The sequence below is a fragment of the Halorubrum sp. DM2 genome, from assembly GCF_901686465.1.
Taxonomy (GTDB): Archaea; Halobacteriota; Halobacteria; order Halobacteriales; family Haloferacaceae; genus Halorubrum.
This window is the reverse complement of the sequence record NZ_LR594487.1, coordinates 3437535-3454509: the sequence shown is the minus strand read 5'-3', so window position 1 is coordinate 3454509 and position 16975 is coordinate 3437535. Positions and strand designations below refer to the sequence as shown.

Sequence of the window (16975 nt, the reverse complement as noted above, 5' to 3'; positions counted from 1 at the left end):
TGGTACCGCCGGTTGTCTCGGCGTACTCGGTGACAAAGGTGCTGAGGGAACTGTCCTCGGTCCCCCAGAACAGGACCTAAGCGAGGCCGTTCACCCGAGCTACGGCGATGAGATGCCACACTTCACCGTCCCGGACCCGATCACGAATGAAGAGATATCAATTAGTGAGTATGAGGGTGAGCGTGCCATCCTCTGGACGTCGTTCTACACGAACTGCCCGGACGGGGTGTGTCCCGCGCTCATCCTCCGGCTCCGTCGCGCACAGGAGGCTGCTACCGAAGGGGGGTACAGCGATGAGGCGGTATTTCTCGCGCAGACGTTCGACCCCGAGCGCGACACCGCCGAAACGCTCCGTGAGTACGCCGGCCAGCAAGGGGTGAACCTCGATGCGAACAATTGGCACTTCCTCCGCCCGGAAAGCTACGAACGAGGTCAGGAGCTGTTAGACGAGCATTTCGGGCTCAAGATTGAGAAGGCGTCAGCCGATCAGTACGAGAATCTTGAGTACCAATTCCCGCACTATGGGCTGATCCTCCTCGCAAATAAGCAGGGGATCGTTGAGCGTGCGTACCCGAGAGGACCGCAAACGGACATCGAACGACTCGTGAACGATGTCGAACAGGTCACCACCGAGTAAGCTACCGCGCCCTGAAGGGGGTGGCATTCAGCTTGGACTCCCGTTCTAACTGCTGAGAGCAGTAGACGAATACTCGCCGTTCACATTCAACATCCCGCTGTTCAAGCGCACGCCTACGGGTGCGCCTCCACGCCCAGACTTTTGCTGGTCGCGGAGGTACTTCAGACCGATATTCTTCGCTGCGTTGTAATCCGCGTGAACATCGTATCCACACTTCAGACAACCGAACTCGTCTTGACCGGTGTTGTGTGGACGATTATTCAACTACCTGTATCAACAATGCCCCTCTTATTTAATAACTCAGTCGCAATATATTGTTAAGAAGTATTAATTTATACCCCAAAATCAACAGCTAATTTGTTAAGTCTTCACCGGCTATCTTCTGATAATGACTGTCTCGGATGAAGAGACTGACCCGCCAAATGATCGGAATCCAGACGCACATAGCCACAGTGCTCACGACGCATCGGCTGAAAACGGTGTGAGTGACGGGAAGACCGATTCACCGCCTGAAGCCGGGGTCACGACGCTAAATGTCCCCGGTATGGACTGTCCCTCTTGCGTTGGGAAGATCGAGTCGAGCGTCGAGACACTCGATGGTATCGAGCAGATCGATACACAGGTAACGACTGGCACGCTGTCGGTTACACACGATCCCGGCCAAGCGGATTCGGACGCGATCAGGAACCGCGTCGAACGGGCCGGGTACGATGTCGAGGGTGCCGACATCACGACCGCGGAGTTCTCCGTTCCGGAGATGGACTGTGCGTCCTGTGCCGGGAAAGTCGAGAACGCACTCGATCGTCGAACGGGTATCACGGAGCGCGAGACCCAACCGATGACAGGAACGGTACGCGTCTCGTACGACCCCACCGCGATCGACGAGGGAGGGATCGTCGACGCAATCGAAAGTGCTGGATACAGCGTGAACGACTGGGAGGAGAGTGCGACTGACGGAGCGGATACTGAGGAAACGGACAGTATCTGGACGAGTCCGAGAGCGATCAAGACGTGGGTCAGCGGCGTCTTCGTGGCAGTCGGCCTCGTGTTCGAGTTCCTCGTTCCCGGACAGAACGCGGCCGTGGCGTCGGTACTCGGTGCCGAACTGACGATCGCGGACGGGGCGTTCCTCGTCGCGGTGGCGATCGCCGGTCAAGAGATATTCCGCGACGGCTACTACTCGACGCGGAACCTGAACCTCGATATCGACTTCCTGATGTCCGTCGCGATTCTCGGTGCGCTCGTCGCGAGCTTCGTATTCGGTGAGGCGCTGTACTTCGAAGCCGCGACGCTCGCGTTCCTGTTCAGCGTCTCCGAACTCCTCGAAGCCTACTCGATGGACCGTGCGCGGAACTCCCTGCGGGAGCTGATGGATCTCTCGCCCGACGAGGCACGCGTCAAACGGGACGGTACGGAGTCGACCGTCCCGGTCGAAGATGTCGCGATCGGCGACGTGGTCGTCGTCCGCCCGGGCGAGAAGATTCCGATGGACGGTGAGGTCGTCGACGGCGAAAGTGCGGTCAACCAAGCGCCGATCACCGGCGAGAGCGTCCCGGTTGACAAGACGCTCGGCGACGACGTGTACGCCGGGTCGATAAACGAGGAGGGGTACCTCGAGATCGAAGTGACGGCGACCGCGGGTGACAACACGCTGTCACGGATCGTCGAGATGGTCGAGGACGCGCAGTCGAACAAGACCGATCGGGAGCAGTTCGTCGAGCGGTTCTCCGCGTATTACACCCCTGTCGTCGTCGCGTTCGCGGTCCTGACGACGGTCGCGAGTCCGTCCGTTCTCGGCGTGACCTGGCCGACCGCGGTCGTGTACGGGCTGACGCTGCTCGTGTTGGCGTGTCCATGTGCGTTCGTCATCTCGACGCCTGTCTCGGTTGTTTCCGGGATCACGAGCGCGGCGAAAAACGGCGTGCTAATCAAGGGCGGGTCACACTTGGAAGCGATGGGAGGTGTGGACGCCATCGCCCTCGACAAGACGGGGACGCTCACAAAAGGAGAACTCACGGTGACGGACGTCGTCCCGCTCAACGACAACACCGAAGACGACGTGCTTCGTTGCGCTCGCGGTCTCGAATCACGCAGCGAACACCCGATCGGCGAGGCGATCGTCGAACGGGCGACAGAGCGCTCGGTCCCGGACCGCGAGGTCGACGAGTTCGAGAGCATCACCGGCAAGGGAGTCCGCGCCGACCTCGACGGCCGGACCCACTACGCGGGCAAGCCGGGCTTCTTCGAGGAGCTCGGCTTCGATCTCACGCACGTCCACGCGGCGACGGATGGCGGCGTCGTCACGCAGAAAACGCGGCAGCTGTGCGAGAAGAACCGCTGTCTCGACCTACTCGACACCGTCGTCCCGGAGCTACAGGCGGAGGGGAAGACGGTGGTGCTGGTCGGCACCGAGAAAGAACTAGAGGGCGTCATCGCCGTCGCCGACGAGGTCAGACCCGAAGCGCGGGCGACGGTCGAGCGGCTCCACGACCTCGGTGTCAAGCACGTCGTGATGCTCACGGGCGACAACGAACGCACGGCAGGAGCTATCGCCCAGCGCGTCGGCGTCGACGACTACCGCGCCGAACTTCTTCCGGACGAGAAGGTGGCTGCGGTCGAGGCGGTCGCCGAGGAGTACGGCGACGTCGCGATGGTCGGCGACGGCGTCAACGATGCGCCGGCGCTCGCGACCGTGACCGTCGGCGTTGCGATGGGTGCCGCGGGGACGGACACGGCCTTAGAGACCGCTGACATCGCGCTGATGGGTGATGACCTCTCGCGGCTCCCCTACCTGTACGAACTGTCGCACGACGCCAACGGCGTCATCCGACAGAACATCTTCGCGAGTCTCGGTGTGAAGGCGGCGCTCGCGGTCGGCGTCCCCTTCGGGCTCGTCCCGATCTGGCTCGCGGTGCTGGCGGGCGACGCTGGGATGACGACCGCCGTCACCGGGAACGCGATGCGGCTCTCACGGATCGCACCGACGGAACTCACGGACGGTATCGGCGGTTCATGAGCGACGGCGGTCGCACCGACGAATGCGACATCTGTCGGCAACCGATTGCTGGCGGCTCCGTCTCGGGGGACTCAGACGGAGCGTTCTGTAGTACTGGGTGTCGGGACATCGACCGAGCGCTCGGTCGCGCTGACACACCAGACCGATCCCCTACGGGAGCGGCTCCGGAACGATCGCACTCGGACGCCGTCACGCGGACGTTCTTCCGAATTGACGGGATGTACTCGTCGACGTGTGAAGCGTATCTCGAACACATTGCTGATACGCAGTCCGGAGTGGTCGCCGCAGAGGCGAGTTACGTCACTGAGACGATTCGCGTGGATCACGACGCGGACACGGTGTCGGTAGACGACCTCCGCGACGCGTTGAGCAGGACCGGCTACACCGCGTTTCTTCGATCCGAGGCGAACGCTGACGGCGACGCGAGCGGCACGCGTCGATCGCGGGAAGCGGACGGCATCCGGAAACGTCGGAGCGACGAGGTCCTCGGGCTCCGGTACGCGGCCGGGATCGTGTTCGGTGCGTTCCTGATGGTCCCGTACGTGGCCATTATGTACCCAACCCACCTCGCGCCGTACGTCGACGCCACGTTCCTCGACGCGTTCGAAGGCGCGTTCCAGCTGAGCGGGAGCAGCGGCTTCCTGTTCTTGCGTATCTACTTCGTGTTAACCGCAATCGTGCTGTTTTTCACCGGCATGCCGGTGTTACGCGGCGCGTACATCAGTCTGAAGATGCGTCGCCCGACGACAGATCTTCTCGTCGCGATCACCGTCGTCAGCGCGTTCTGTTACGGTACAGGCGCGGTGCTTCTCGGGGACAACAACATCTTCTACGACCTGACGCTCGTCGTCGCGGCGGTCGTCTCCGGCGTCTCGTTTTACGAGACCTCGATCAAACAGCAGGCGCTCGAACGGCTTACGGAACTCACCGTCTCGCAGGTGGACAGCGCTCGGCGGCTCGACGGTGACGACGCGACGGAGGTGTCAGTCGATTCGCTGGCTCCCGGCGATCGGATCCTCGTCCGCGAGGGCGAACGCGTTCCGGTCGACGGGACACTAGTCGGCGACGACTGTAGCATCAAGGAGGCGGTCGTCACCGGCGAGGCGCTCCCCGTCGCGAAGCGAACGGGCGACGAGATCGTCGGCGGCGCAGTTGTCACCGACGGCGCGGCGATCGTCGAGGTCGGCGATCCGGTGACGAGCAGCGTCGACCGCATCACCGACTCCCTGTGGTCGATCCAGAGCGCCGATCACGGGATCCAGCGCCGCGCCGACGAACTCGCGTATCGCATCGTCGGCCTCGTCGCTGCCGTCGCGGCCGCGGTCGGCGTCTGGACCGTCGCCAGCGGCGAACCGCTGTCTGCGGGCGCTATCGGCGTGCTGCTCGCGCTGCTCGTCGCTAGCCCCTGGGCGCTCGGACTCGCGACACCGCTTTCGGTCGCCACGAGTATCCGCGACGCGATGAAGCGCGGCATCGTCGTGCTCGACGACACGATTTTCGAGCGGCTCCGCGATATCGACGTGGTCGTGTTCGACAAGACCGGGACGCTCACGACTGGCGAGATGGAGGTCATCGACGTCAACGCATCGGACGAGGCGCTCGCCGATGCGGCCGCGCTCGAACGGCGCGCCGCACATCCGGCTGCGGCCGCGATCGTCTCTGCGGTCAAGTCGAAGGCTGACAACGCGGAGGCGGCTCAAACCGACGGAGGCCGTATCGACGACACCGGAACGACGCCTGCTGGCCGCGACGTGCGCGACTTCCGGACGCACGCGACGGGCGTCTCCGGAACCGTCGATGGCCGCGACGTGCTCGTCGGAAACCTCGATCTGTTCGCCGAACGAGGCTGGACGGTCACGTCCGAGATCCAAGAAAAAGCACGTAAAGCCCGTGGGTTCGGCCGGCTCCCGGTCGTGATCGGCCGCGACGGACGAGCGGACGGGATCGTCGTAGTCGGCGATAATCCCCGACAGGGATGGCTGGACACGGTCACCGCCCTCCACGAGCGCGGGATCGAGGTCGCCGTCCTCACGGGCGACGACGAGGAGGCGACGGACTTCTTCGCGGAACAGGACGCGGTCTCGTACGTGTTCGCGGACGTGCCGCCCGAGGGGAAGACGGAGGCGATCCGGCGGTTCCAGCGCGAGCGGCGCGTCGCGATGGTCGGTGACGGCACCAACGACGCGCCTGCCTTAGCACAGGCCGATCTCGGGATTTCGTTGGGAAGCGGGACGGCGCTTGCCGCGGACGCCGCCGACATCGCGGTCGTCGACGACGACCTCTCGCTCGTCGAGACCACGTTCGAACTCGCGCGGGCGGCGCGGCGGCGCGTCCGGCAGAACGTCGGACTCGCCTTCGCGTACAACGCGATCGCGATCCCCGTCGCACTCGTCGGGCTGTTCAACCCCGTGACCGCGGCGATCGCGGTCGCTATCTGCGGCGGGCTCCTCGCCGTGAACTCGTCGCGAGACCTCTTCAGAGAGTGATGTCGGCTCAGGCCGGGTCGGACTCTCCGGAGACGGTCGGTCGCGTACTGCTACCAGCTCGTACCGCGTTCGTCGCGTAGACGAGGCTTCCGGTGAACAGTATGATTCCGCCGACGAGGAACGCTGACGCGAACGGCGACGACGGGTCGACAAAGAGCCAGTACAGCGGTGCGGCGACCGACGGTCCCGCGGCGAGGATCGCCACTTTCGCCACGAGCGGCCCACAGCATCCGCACGCACACGCACCGATGACCGCGGTCGGTCCCGCGTTCCCTGAACCGTCGCTCCCTCCGCGACGCCCCAGCTTCGCCACTGGAATCCGATCAGCAGCGCGTTCAACCCGACCAGTAGACTCACGGTACCGACGAGGATAGCGACGCCGATCGACATGGCCGCGAACACGGGGACGTCCGGGAGGTACACTTCCAGCGTTTGCCACGTCACGCGGATAGACGACCGAGAGGATGTCGACGACGGTCTCCGGCGGCACATCCTCGTCCGGAAAAAACGAGAGGTAGTTCGACGCGGAGACGAAGAACAGCACCGCGACGATCGCGTGTCGGGCGTCCGTCCAGACGATGTATCCGATGAGGACGGGGAGACCATCGGTGGCTCCATGCGAGCCCGGAGCGCACTGTTGGGGAGTCGCTTGAAGGAAGCGCCGCCACACCGACATGGGCACCCTCTCGAACGACCGGTACAGCGTTGAGGGTGCGGGAAATGTCGTCCGCAAAGCTGTAACAACCCACGAACTCGGTCCATCTCGCTCGCCCAATCCACGATTTCGCGGTACGTCGCGTCCATGTGAACCCGCAAAAAGTGGAGCGTGACATGCTTCCAGCCGGGAAATCCGTGGCCAGTCGGATCACTGATCGCCGTTGGACTGGCGGCACAGCGCTTTTGAGCCAGCGACGCGGCTTGCTTAACGAAGCGGAACAGTAGGTTGGACACATTCGACTCTTCCGCTTCGCTACTGCCTTTACAGCGACGCTATCCCGCTGCCTTCTGCGGATTCAACAGAGCAGACTCACTCACATCGAATGTCGAAAGTAGTTCGCGCAACTGCTTCGCCCGGCCACTGAGAGATTCGACGTTGTCACTGACCTGTGTCATCGACGCCGCCTGCTGCTGAGCGGCGGCGGAGGCCCTGCCGCTCTCGTCCGCCGTCTTCCGACCGATGTCCGACACTTCTTCGATCATCGTGACCACCTCCTCAGTGCTCACCGCCCGACCGTCCGTCGTGTCGCTGATCTCATGGACACCGCTGTCAGTCTCAGCCGCGTCATTGGTCTCAGATGCTCGTTCTTCCGACAGCAAACGAAGGGGTTGCTTGTGAGACCGGACCGGTGTTACCGAACATAATCGGTCAGTTTCTCGAAAGCTGATATTCTTCGGTCCCCGTTTACTGCGACAGGACAACGTCCAAGTAGACCATGACCCGATCTTTCGGTGCCCCTGGAACCGGACTGTCCCGACGAGAATTCCTTACTGCGACCGGCGCGACTGGCCTTTCAGCATTGGCGGGCTGTTCATCGAAAGCAATTAACGCGCCGACAGCGGCCGCAGGCGGTCCGAACGAAGCACAGACTTCATCTGACCTTCCCTACACCAGTCCTCCGACGGTGGTCAACGTCGACGAGCAGGGAGGCTCCGTGACGATGGGGACGCAGCCGGCGCGACACGCCGTTCACCCGCTCGATTCGATGGGTGGTCCAGTTGAGTTCCCGCGCGTCTGGGCGTGGCAGGCCGACGACAACGATCCGAGCGTACCAGGCCCGATCCTCCGTACGACCGAAGGCAACGATATGGAAGTGACGCTCGACAACACGAACGGACGTCGGCCACACACTATCCACTTCCACGGAGTCACGAAGAGTTGGAAGAACGACGGCGTTCCGACATCGACCGGCGTCCAAGTCCCGGCAGGCGAGAAACACACGTACGAGATTCCGGCGAACGTTCCGGGGACGCACTTGTACCACTGTCACTTCCAGACCCACCGCCATATCGATATGGGGATGTACGGAATCTTCCGAGTCGATCCCGAAGGCTACGAGCCGGCGGACCGGGAGTACTTCATGACGATCAAGGACTGGGACTCGCGAATCCCGAAGAAGTGGGCCGGTGAAGCGGACTTCACCTTCGACACGGCCTCGCGCAATCCGGACGTCTTCACCGTCAACGGGAAGAGTGCGCCCCGAACTCTCCACCCGGAGCAGGGCTCGCCGATTATCGTCGATAAGGGCGATTTAGTCCGCATTCACCTCGTCAACGGTGGATATATGTCCCACCCGATGCACATCCACAACCACCGCTTCCAGCGCGTCGAAAAAGACGGAGGTATCGTCCCGGAAGCAGCCCGACACGACATCGACGTCACGAATATTGCCCCCGCAGAACGACACACGATCGAGTTCACAGCCGATGCCGACCCCGGTATCTATCTCATGCATTGTCACAAGGTCAACCACGTCATGAACGGGTCGTTCTATCCCGGCGGGATGCTTACCGGGATCGTGTACCGCTCCGTCATGGACTCCGATATCTTCAGCCAACTCATGGATTACGCCGGGTACGAACCGAACTAGCAAGACAAGAATCGTTCACAGAACAATCTGATCGAGCTCTCTTCGGAGCTTTTTCGTACACAAAATCCACCCTTCCGGTCACAAGCGGCTCTGAGAAGCTGCTCTATCTTCTGACGACACCTGTACCGCGTCGACTTTCGATACGATGTCAAGCGGTACGAGAACACCGCCGTACGCGCCGTTGAGAGCGTACTGGCTCCGGTCGGGTGGCACGAAGGTGAGATCCGACAGTGTCTCTCCAAGATGGCCGATACGACGATAGCATGGTTCACAGCGATACAAGGCCGGAAGCCCCCGACTTCAGTCGTGGGAGGAAGGCCGAAGGGGGACCAAAGCAACAGATTGATGACTTGTCCTCCGGAAAATAGTCGTAATCCCTGACAGCCAAATGTGTTGGCAGGGATGGGCTGTCCGTCAGCCAGCCCCGACATCGGGGGCACGCTTGGCCTACCGATAATTAAATTGGCACTGGCCGTGCGGTGCGAGGCTATCCAAGCCCACGACTTCAGTCGTGGGTAGCTGACAACTGGGTCAGTCTGAACCCGAATCGTCCTCTTTCAGTGTACGATCGCCCACGTGGCCCTCGAACGCCGTTTTTCAGTCCTCTCCGTCGAGTTCCGCGACGATTCGCGTTCGCACCGGCTCCACGTCGACCGGGGCCCACGCCTCCACGTCGTAGGTCACGTCGACGAGCGTCTCCAGGCGGTCGGCGTCGCCGTCGCCTATCGCGTCGACCGCCTCCCCGCGGAGCCGGTCGAGGACCGCGTCCGCGAGCGCCTCGCGGTCGACCGCCCGGTCCGGGATATCGAGGATGTGCGGGAGGTCTTCGGCCCCCTCGGGGAGCGTCGGGAACGCGGCCGGGCCGACCGCGAGCGCGGTTCCGTCCGTGGCGTCGTTCCCGGTGTTCGCCTTGTCGCCCGCCTCATCGCCGCCTGAGAGCGCGCCGTCCGGGGCCGGCACGAGCGCGTACTCCGCGATCGCGAGGTCGATGGCGGCGTCGATGGCTTCTTCGTCGACCTCGGCGCGCTGCTTGAACGCCAGCTCGGAGAGTGCCCGCGAGAGCTCGGCGCGCGTGAGCCACCCGAACAGGTCGACGACGCCGGCGAGGTCGTCGCGGGCGGCCACGCTCGGATCCCCTTCGTCCGCCATCGTCAGTCCTCACCCGGGGCCGAGCCCGTCTGCCCGTCGTCGGTCGCCGCCTCGGTGACCGCGTCGCCCTCCGCGGAACCGTCGCCCCCTGCTTCGTCCTCGACGGCGCTACCGACGCCCGGATCGCCTCCGCGAACCGCGTCGAGGTCGGCCCGCGCCGCCTCTCGGATCTCGCCGGGATCGACCGGCGCGTTCTCCCACGCCGGGAGCCGGGTGTCGGGGCCGGGTTCGGCGAGCGCCTCGGCGTACGTCGCCACCTGCGAGCGCTCGTCGGGGGCGTCGTATTCGAGTCCGTTGAACGCGGCGTCGGCGGCGTACCCGTCGACCAGCGTCTCTGCGGCCGCGCGGTAGCGCTCGGGGAGTCCGTCGTAGCGCACGTCGACGCCGGTGTCCTCGACCGCGCGTAGCGTCGCCTCGCCGACCGCCCGACTCATGTCGGCGAGGCCGGTCGGTCCCTCGACTGAGCGGTGGTCGTGTTCGTAGCGACCCAGGTCCACCTGCGCGCTGTCGGCGAAGCCGGCGTGGCCGAACGCCTCGCCGAGCGTCCCGACCTCCAGTCCCCAGCCGCGCTGGACGCGGAGCCGGGAGACGAGGTCACTCGTCGCCGCGAACTCCCCGGCGAGCGCGTAGCGGAACGCCGAGAGGTATTCGAGTACGTCCGGCTCCTTCCCGGGCGCGGCGTCGCCGAGCGCGCGGACGAGCGGCCGGAAGAACAGCCGGAACAGCCGGCCGTACAGCGATCCGTCCTCGACGCGGGCGTAGTACCCCTTCGAGAAGGAGTAGCCGCGTCCCAGCGGGAACAGCAGCCGGTTGACGAACGCCGGCGAGTACGTCTTCGTGTCGGCGTCGTGGACGACGACGAACTCCTCGTCGAGCGCGCGTCCCAGCGCGAGCCACACGTCGCGGCCCTTGCCCCGCTCGCCGTCGAGGCCCCGCGCGTCGAGCAGCGACGCGAGCCGGGGACCGTCACACCACAGCGTCTCGACGTCGAGGTCGAACCCGTCGAGCCAGTCCGCGAACGGCCCGGCGCGGTCCGCGGACGCCCGCAGCGGAACGATCACCCGGGCGGGGTCGACGGTCTCCAGCGTCGAGAGCACCCGGTCGGCCGCGAGCGTCCCGTACTCGCGTTCGGTCATCGGCACGACGACCGCCGCGCGGTCCGTCGGGGCGTCGGGCCCGTGGTCGGTCAACGCGTGAAGGGTGGTCACGCGCTCCTGAACGTACTCCATTTACCGATCACACGGGCGGGACGCCCAAAACAGGTGCGGTAGCGCCGACCGGTTCCGGGGTCTCTGCCGGGCGTCTCGGGCCGGACGGCTCCGGGCGTCCGCGGGACGCGTCAGGCCGCTCGCGTCGCGCCAGCCGCGCCGCCGGGGACGCGCCCGAGCCGGTACAGCACCGCGTACGCGGCGACGAGGACCGCCAGTCCGCCGGCGAGCGCGAGGAAGACGGCGTCGTAGGTCGCGCCAGCCTCGATCGCCTCGCCGACGACCCACGAGCCGGCCGCCTGCGCGGACATCATTCCGGCGGAGAACATCGCGTACGCCGACGCGCGGGACTCGTCGGGCAGCGACGCGAGCAGGTACGTGTCGCCGGCCGGGAACAGCATGTGGATCGCGAAGCCGACGACGACGCTCGCCGCGATCACCGCCGCCAGCCCCTCGGCGACCACGACGAGGACCACGCCGCCGACGAACGCCGTGACGATGCCGAGCAGGTACGGGACGTGCGGGAGCCGGTCGGCGAGGTCGCCGGAGACGAGGAACGCGGGCACGCCGGCCGCGAATATCACGGTCAGGAGGTTTCGCGCGGTCGACCGCGGCAGGTCCTTGTCGATCATGTACAGCTCGTAGAAGTTGAACAGCCCCTGCCAGACGAAGCTCGTGAGTCCCATCAGCACGACGCCGGCGAAGATTAGCTTCCACTCGCCGCGGGCGGCCCCGAGGAAGTCGGTGTCGCCCGCGCCGGCGTCCGGGAGGTCGGTCCGCTTCGCGAGCGCGACGAACACGACCGTGCTGGCGGCCGCGGCGACCGCCAGCCCGTAGAACGCGTACCGCCAGTCGTACCACAGCGCGACGGTGACCGCGGGCGCGGCGACGACGGCGGCGAGCTGGCTCGCCATGCCGTGAACGCCCATCACCCGCCCGACGCGCTGGGGGAACAGCTCCGCGATGAAGGGGTTCGCGGCCACGAAGTAGACGCCGGACGCCAGCCCGATCGCGAAGGCGGCGACCATCAGCGCGAGCACGCTCGGCGCGAGCGCGACGCCGAGCGCGCCGGCGGTCAGCATCCCGCCGGAGACGAGGATCACGCTGCGGCGCGTGAACCGCGTGAGCGCCCACCCCGCCGGCAGCCGCGGGGCGGCCGAACCGAGCCACGCGAGCGTGACGATGAGACCGGCGGTCCCCTCGCCGATTCCGAACTCGCCGATGAACTGCCCCACGAGGGGCGCGAACACGACGCGCGCGAAGTTGACGAGGAAGACGATGGCGCAGAGCGATCCGAACAGCCGGGTCCGTGACACGGCGGCGATTCCGCGCGCCCGGGCACAAGCGTTGCGAAAGCGACCGGACGCCCGCGTCGCGAGGGCGGCCGAGCGCGACCCCGCGGACCCTTCCGCCGCCGCGGCGACGGCGTCGCCGCGTCTGGCGTCGATTTCGGCTGACGCGTCAGACCGATGTCGTACAGGGTTTTTATCCGCCCCCACGACAAACCCCGAGTATGAAATCTACGCGCAAGGGGCTCCGCGACGGCGACCTTGTCAAGGACACTTACGAGCGGCTCAACTGCGCAGACTGCGATCAGGTACTGAAAAAGGAGAACGACCCCGACGAGGTGTTCTCGGTCCGGATCTGTCCGGAGTGCGGTGCCCGATTTAAGGAGCTTCGCTGACCGACCTTCCCCGCCCGCCGTCGCCCTCTCTCCTCCTCTGTCGCCCCGGTTTCCCTCGCCCGCGAGTCGACCGCCCCCGCTCCCGAGTCGACCGCCTTCGCCCGCGAGCGCTCACGGCTCGAACGCGGCCGCGACCGACTCCGTCACCGTCCGCGCCTCACGCGCGACCGTCTCGATCCACCGGTACTCGGTGAACGCCTCGACCGTCGAGCGCGCGCCTCGCTCCTCCGCTGCGAGCGCGCCGTCCGGCTCCTCGAACAGCGGGAGGAACTCCGCCGCCAGCCACCGCCCCAGTGGGTTCTCGCTCGCGGCGAGCGCCGTCGCCGACTCGATCGCCGCGTTCCGCGCCGTGCCGACCGCCGCGGCGTCCGCCGGGAACATCGTCTCGCCGTCCTCGATCCGCGACGCGACGGCGTCGAGCGCCCGGAACCGAACGCGCGCGAGGACGGTTCTGGTGAGCGCGGTCGCCGGGTGGTCCGGCTCGTAGTCGTCGACCGGCACCGGGTCGAACCGGAGGTCCTCGAACGTCCGGTAGGCCGCGGTCGAGAGCAGCGAGACGCTCGGCGCGTCGACCGGCACGGGCCGCTCGTCGAGGAACGCCTCGTCGCCGGGGTTCGACAGGATCCGGTCCGTCTCCTCGCCGTGGAGTTCGCGGAGCCGGTCGCCGACCTCGGCCCCGATCCGCTCCGCCTCGCGCCGGAGCGGTTCGGCGACCGACACCGGCTCGGCGAGCGAGGCCCGATACCGGTCGCGGAGGTATCGGCCCGCCTCGACGTACGACTGGACCCGCTCGACGTCGCCGACCGACTCGCCCGTCCGGATCGGGTTCGCCCGGTCGCCGGGACCCGCGTTCCCGCCGACCAGCGTCCGCCGCCGCGACTCGTCGTACCAGCGCTCGACCGGCCCGTACACCGCGGCACCGGCGAGCGGATCGGACGCGGACCCGGGCAGCGTCTCCAGCGCGTCGGACACCCGCCGCCGGACCGTCCCGATGTCGAAAGCCACCGATTCGGGGTCGCCATCGACGGTCACGCCGGCCCACGTGCCGACGGCGGTCGCGGCGTGGTCCCGGGCCGTCGCGTACCGCTCGGCCGCCCGCAGCGGGACGAGCGGTTCGTCCGGTTCCGGCAGCGCCTCGCGGGCCGCCGCCCGCTGCGTCTCGATCCGCTCGCGTATCTCGCCGTTCGGGAGCGTCTCCGCGGTCAGCGGCTCGGGGATCGGAGCGAGGAGTCGGTCAACCCGGTCGGCGAACGCGTCCGTGACCGCCGGCTCCACGTCGACCGGGACGAGCCGCGGCCGCTCCGGGATCGGTTCGTCGAACTCGCGCGGGATCGCGTCGACGTCGAGCGACGGCGGAGCGTTCCAGAACCGCGGCCGGCTCCCGATCCCCGAGCAGCCGGCAAGCGCGCCGAGGGCGACGGCACCCCCGGCCGCGAGCGCGCCGCGCCGGGTGAGCCGGTCCGTCACGGGGAGTCACCTCCCGACCGGTCGTCGGTCTCACCGAGCGCCGTCTCGTTTCCGGGGACGGTCGCGTTCGCGTCGATCACCGCGTAGTCGGTCTCCGTCCGCCGACACGGCGTGCGGCCGCTCGCGCCGCTGCGCGTGAGCCGGCCGTCGAGCGCGACCGGTAGCCGGAATATCAGCGCGAGCGCGACTCGCGTGCCGGCCTCGCACGCCTCGTCCGGCGGTCGAAGCTCGCGACAGTACTCGTACTCGACGCGGCCGGGATCCCACGACACCGAGTGAATTTCGAGGCGCTGACACGACTCGACGCCGGCGCGCGCGACGTACACCGTCTCCGCGTCGAAGTCCGTCCCGTCGAGGAACGAGCGGAGCCGCGAGCGATCGGCGTCGGCGACGCCCTCGGCGACCAGCAGGTCGGCCGCCCGGTCCGCGCTCGTGACGAGTTCGCGTCCGATCGAGATCGGCTCGCCCTCTTCGTCCGTCTCGCTCCCGTCGACGAGGACTGCGTCGCCGTCCGGGTTCCGAATCTTCAACACGGTCGGATCCGGGTCTATGCCGGAGACCTGTCGCTGGACGGACTCGGACGTCGGCTCGCCCGCGCCGCCGAGACAGCCGGCGAGCGCGCCGACCGAGAGGCTACCGAGGAGGGCTCGTCGCGTCGGGGGCATGCGACCGGCTTGAATCGGTCCCGATAAACCTCTTGTGGCGTCCGGTCAGCGGCGACGCCGCGGCGTCGCGGCTGCCGTCCGGTCACTCGAAGACGGCGTCGAACGCCGACGCGCCGAGCGGGTCGAAGGTGCCGGCGGCGACGTTCTCGCGGACGTGGTCGGGGTCGGTCGTCCCGACGAGCGACGAGGTGACGCCCGGGGCGCTCCGCGCGAAGTTGAGCGCCCGTTGGGCCGGCGTCTCCCCCGCGAGCGTCGCGTCGACGTCGGCGGGGATCGCACCCTCGACCGCCAACTCGCCCTGTCCGATGCTCGCGCTCGTCACGACGGAGAGCCCGGCCTCGTGAGCGAACTCGAGCGTCGAGACGGGGCTCTCGGCGTCGAAGTCCGGCGGCGCGGGCTGATTCCGGCGGGTGAACGCGTCCGCCATCGCGACGTTGAAGGGCAGCTGGATCGCCTCGAACCCGTGGTCGTCGTCGGGGCCGACCGCCTCGCCGGCGCGCTCGGCCCGCGAGAGGACCTCCGCGAGCGAGAGATACGCGTCGTCGCCCTCGGGCACGCGGAACGCGTCCCACGTCGCGACCCCGTAGGCCCCGATATCGCCCGCGGCGCGCCGGCGTTCGAGGGTATCGAAGGCGGCTTCGAGCCGGTCGTACACGTCCTCGCGCGACCGGACGGCGAGCTGCGTCTCCGGGTTGTGGACGTAGTAGCAGTCGACGGAGTCGAGGCCGAGGCGGTCGAGCGAGCGGTCGAGCGACCACTCTAAGAACTCGGGCGTCATCGCGTGCGCGCCGTTCGCGAGGTCGTCGGAGTCGACGATCCCGGGGTCGACGAACCGCTCGCGGACGTACGCGCTCGGGTCGGTCGGGCGCTCACCGTCGAACGGGAGGAAGCCCCCCTTCGTCGCGACGATCACGGACTCGCGGTCGACGGGCACGTCCCGGAGCGCCTCGCCGACGACGCGCTCGGCGCGGCCGCAGCGGTAGTTGGCCGCGGTGTCGACGTGGTTCTCCCCAGAGCGGAGCGCCAGTCCGATCGCCTCGCGCGAGGCCTCGTCGACGGCGGGCGTCGGTTCGCCGAGGTACGTCCCGATCCCGACGCTGGAGACGACGCCCGGGCCGAACCGCCGGAAGTACGTCCGCCCGAAGGCGTCGCCGAACCGGTTCCGGTACCCCCAGAGGGCCTCGCGAGTCGCCATACGCCGGGATACTCGGTTCGCGGGTAAAAGTCGCGCGGGAGGTCGCTTCGCGCCGTTGGCGGTGGGCCCGACGGCTGGTCGTGGGACATTTATCCGATCTTTGGGACAGACTATTTATATATGCCACACAAACCAATATCTATGTCAGTGGAAACGGATTCACACGGACGGCTGTACCTGTCCTCGGAACTGAGGCGGAAATACGGCGAGCGATTCCACGTGGTCGGGTACGAGGATCGCCTCGAACTCGTCCCCATCGACGAGAACCCGCTCGAAGCGATCCGGGAGGCCGCCGGCGACGCGTTCGAGGGCGAGTCGATAGCGGAACTCCGTGACGGCGTTCGCGAGCAGGCGAAACGGGACGCCGAAGCGGGATTCGACCGAGGAAGGGGTGCGGCGGAGGACGGCGACGCATGACCGCGTACGTCGAGACGGACTACCTCCTCGCGCTCGCCAAGGACTCGGATTGGCTGAAAGACCGGGCGGAGGAGACGTTGGAGGCGCGCGATGTCGTCACCTCCACGTACTCGTACCTGGAGCTGCTGCTCATCGGTGAGCGCCACGAGTTCGACTACGTCACACTGTTCGCGAACATGCTCGAAGTCGTCCCCGTCGAGACCGACGAGGAACGTCAAATCGTGCTCAAGGCCGTGAAGTACTTCGAGGACGGGATGACCGCGTTTGATTCCTTCCACGCTGCCACCGCCGAGAGTCGAGGCCATCCCGTGTTGAGTTCCGACAAAGCCTACGAGAGCGCCGACCCCGAGCGGATTCCGTTGGAACCGACTGACGACGAGTGAGTCCGTTCGAGAGATCGGAGGGTCCCCGACACGAAGCCACCTCGCCGACGCGGACCCCGTCACGCGAGCGTCAGACGCGC

The 16975-nt window shown here is 66.8% G+C and carries 15 protein-coding genes and 1 pseudogene; 7 read left to right on the top strand and 9 right to left on the bottom strand.

Annotated elements, in window-relative coordinates; genetic code table 11:
• Positions 1 to 637: SCO family protein (locus QOL69_RS17260; RefSeq protein ID WP_283404188.1), on the top strand; the 637-nt coding region annotated here is incomplete at its 5' end.
• A gap of 45 nt (positions 638 to 682) precedes the next feature.
• On the opposite strand, the pseudogene QOL69_RS17255 reads toward QOL69_RS17260, so the two are convergent.
• Positions 683 to 898 (bottom strand): annotated as a pseudogene (locus QOL69_RS17255) (zinc ribbon domain-containing protein); the annotation flags it as partial.
• 127 nt (positions 899 to 1025) lie between these two features.
• Between QOL69_RS17255 and QOL69_RS17250 the strand changes: the two are divergent.
• Positions 1026 to 3653: a heavy metal translocating P-type ATPase gene (locus tag QOL69_RS17250; protein ID WP_283404187.1), complete on the top strand. Its 2628-nt coding sequence runs from the start codon at positions 1026 to 1028 to the stop codon at positions 3651 to 3653.
• Positions 3650 to 6139 carry a heavy metal translocating P-type ATPase gene (locus QOL69_RS17245; RefSeq protein WP_283404186.1) on the top strand — a complete coding sequence of 830 codons (2490 nt, stop codon included), beginning with the start codon at positions 3650 to 3652 and terminating at the stop codon, positions 6137 to 6139. The genes QOL69_RS17250 and QOL69_RS17245 overlap by 4 nt, the downstream gene beginning before the upstream one ends.
• Positions 6140 to 6146: 7 nt before the next feature.
• Here QOL69_RS17245 and QOL69_RS17240 read toward each other — a convergent pair whose 3' ends face one another.
• Positions 6147 to 6815 (bottom strand): hypothetical protein, encoded by a 669-nt coding sequence (locus QOL69_RS17240; protein WP_283404185.1) that lies wholly within the window; start codon positions 6813 to 6815, stop codon positions 6147 to 6149.
• 314 nt (positions 6816 to 7129) lie between these two features.
• Positions 7130 to 7339, bottom strand: a complete 210-nt coding sequence (locus tag QOL69_RS17235; RefSeq protein WP_283404184.1) for a hypothetical protein — start codon at positions 7337 to 7339, stop codon at positions 7130 to 7132.
• A gap of 233 nt (positions 7340 to 7572) precedes the next feature.
• On the opposite strand from QOL69_RS17235, the gene QOL69_RS17230 reads away from it, so the two are divergent.
• Positions 7573 to 8727, top strand: coding sequence for a multicopper oxidase domain-containing protein (locus QOL69_RS17230; RefSeq protein WP_283404183.1), 1155 nt, complete (start codon positions 7573 to 7575; stop codon positions 8725 to 8727).
• 597 nt (positions 8728 to 9324) lie between these two features.
• Here the strand turns inward: QOL69_RS17230 and QOL69_RS17225 are convergent.
• The 3 genes from QOL69_RS17225 to QOL69_RS17215 all read right to left on the bottom strand — a co-directional run bounded on the left by QOL69_RS17225 (position 9325) and on the right by QOL69_RS17215 (position 12400).
• Entirely contained in the window at positions 9325 to 9876 is a 552-nt protein-coding gene (locus tag QOL69_RS17225) for a DUF7109 family protein (RefSeq protein WP_283404182.1), read from the bottom strand.
• A gap of 2 nt (positions 9877 to 9878) precedes the next feature.
• The gene (locus QOL69_RS17220) at positions 9879 to 11105 is read right to left on the bottom strand and encodes a glycosyltransferase family protein (protein ID WP_283404181.1); all 1227 of its coding nucleotides are present in this window, start codon (positions 11103 to 11105) and stop codon (positions 9879 to 9881) included.
• Between the two features lie 110 nt (positions 11106 to 11215).
• Positions 11216 to 12400 carry an MFS transporter gene (locus QOL69_RS17215; protein WP_283404180.1) on the bottom strand — a complete coding sequence of 395 codons (1185 nt, stop codon included), beginning with the start codon at positions 12398 to 12400 and terminating at the stop codon, positions 11216 to 11218.
• A gap of 197 nt (positions 12401 to 12597) precedes the next feature.
• On the opposite strand from QOL69_RS17215, the gene QOL69_RS17210 reads away from it, so the two are divergent.
• Positions 12598 to 12768 carry an HVO_0758 family zinc finger protein gene (locus tag QOL69_RS17210; RefSeq protein ID WP_209543100.1) on the top strand — a complete coding sequence of 57 codons (171 nt, stop codon included), beginning with the start codon at positions 12598 to 12600 and terminating at the stop codon, positions 12766 to 12768.
• A 111-nt stretch (positions 12769 to 12879) separates the two neighbouring features.
• On the opposite strand, the gene QOL69_RS17205 is transcribed toward QOL69_RS17210, so the two are convergent.
• The 3 genes from QOL69_RS17205 to QOL69_RS17195 all read right to left on the bottom strand — a co-directional run bounded on the left by QOL69_RS17205 (position 12880) and on the right by QOL69_RS17195 (position 16095).
• Positions 12880 to 14235, bottom strand: a complete 1356-nt coding sequence (locus QOL69_RS17205) for a hypothetical protein (protein ID WP_283404179.1) — start codon at positions 14233 to 14235, stop codon at positions 12880 to 12882.
• A complete protein-coding gene (locus QOL69_RS17200; protein WP_283404178.1) occupies positions 14232 to 14900 on the bottom strand; it encodes a hypothetical protein in 669 nt (222 codons plus the stop codon). The genes QOL69_RS17205 and QOL69_RS17200 overlap by 4 nt, the downstream gene beginning before the upstream one ends.
• Positions 14901 to 14982: 82 nt before the next feature.
• Positions 14983 to 16095, bottom strand: coding sequence for an aldo/keto reductase (locus QOL69_RS17195; RefSeq protein WP_283404177.1), 1113 nt, complete (start codon positions 16093 to 16095; stop codon positions 14983 to 14985).
• Positions 16096 to 16236: 141 nt separating this feature from the next.
• Here QOL69_RS17195 and QOL69_RS17190 point away from each other — a divergent pair, with 141 nt between their 5' ends.
• Together QOL69_RS17190 and QOL69_RS17185 are read left to right on the top strand one after the other, a co-directional pair.
• On the top strand, positions 16237 to 16512 hold the full coding sequence (locus tag QOL69_RS17190) for an AbrB/MazE/SpoVT family DNA-binding domain-containing protein (protein ID WP_283404176.1): 276 nt from the start codon (positions 16237 to 16239) through the stop codon (positions 16510 to 16512).
• Positions 16509 to 16895, top strand: a complete 387-nt coding sequence (locus QOL69_RS17185; RefSeq protein ID WP_283404175.1) for a PIN domain-containing protein — start codon at positions 16509 to 16511, stop codon at positions 16893 to 16895. The genes QOL69_RS17190 and QOL69_RS17185 overlap by 4 nt, the downstream gene beginning before the upstream one ends.
• Positions 16896 to 16975: the final 80 nt, after the last annotated feature.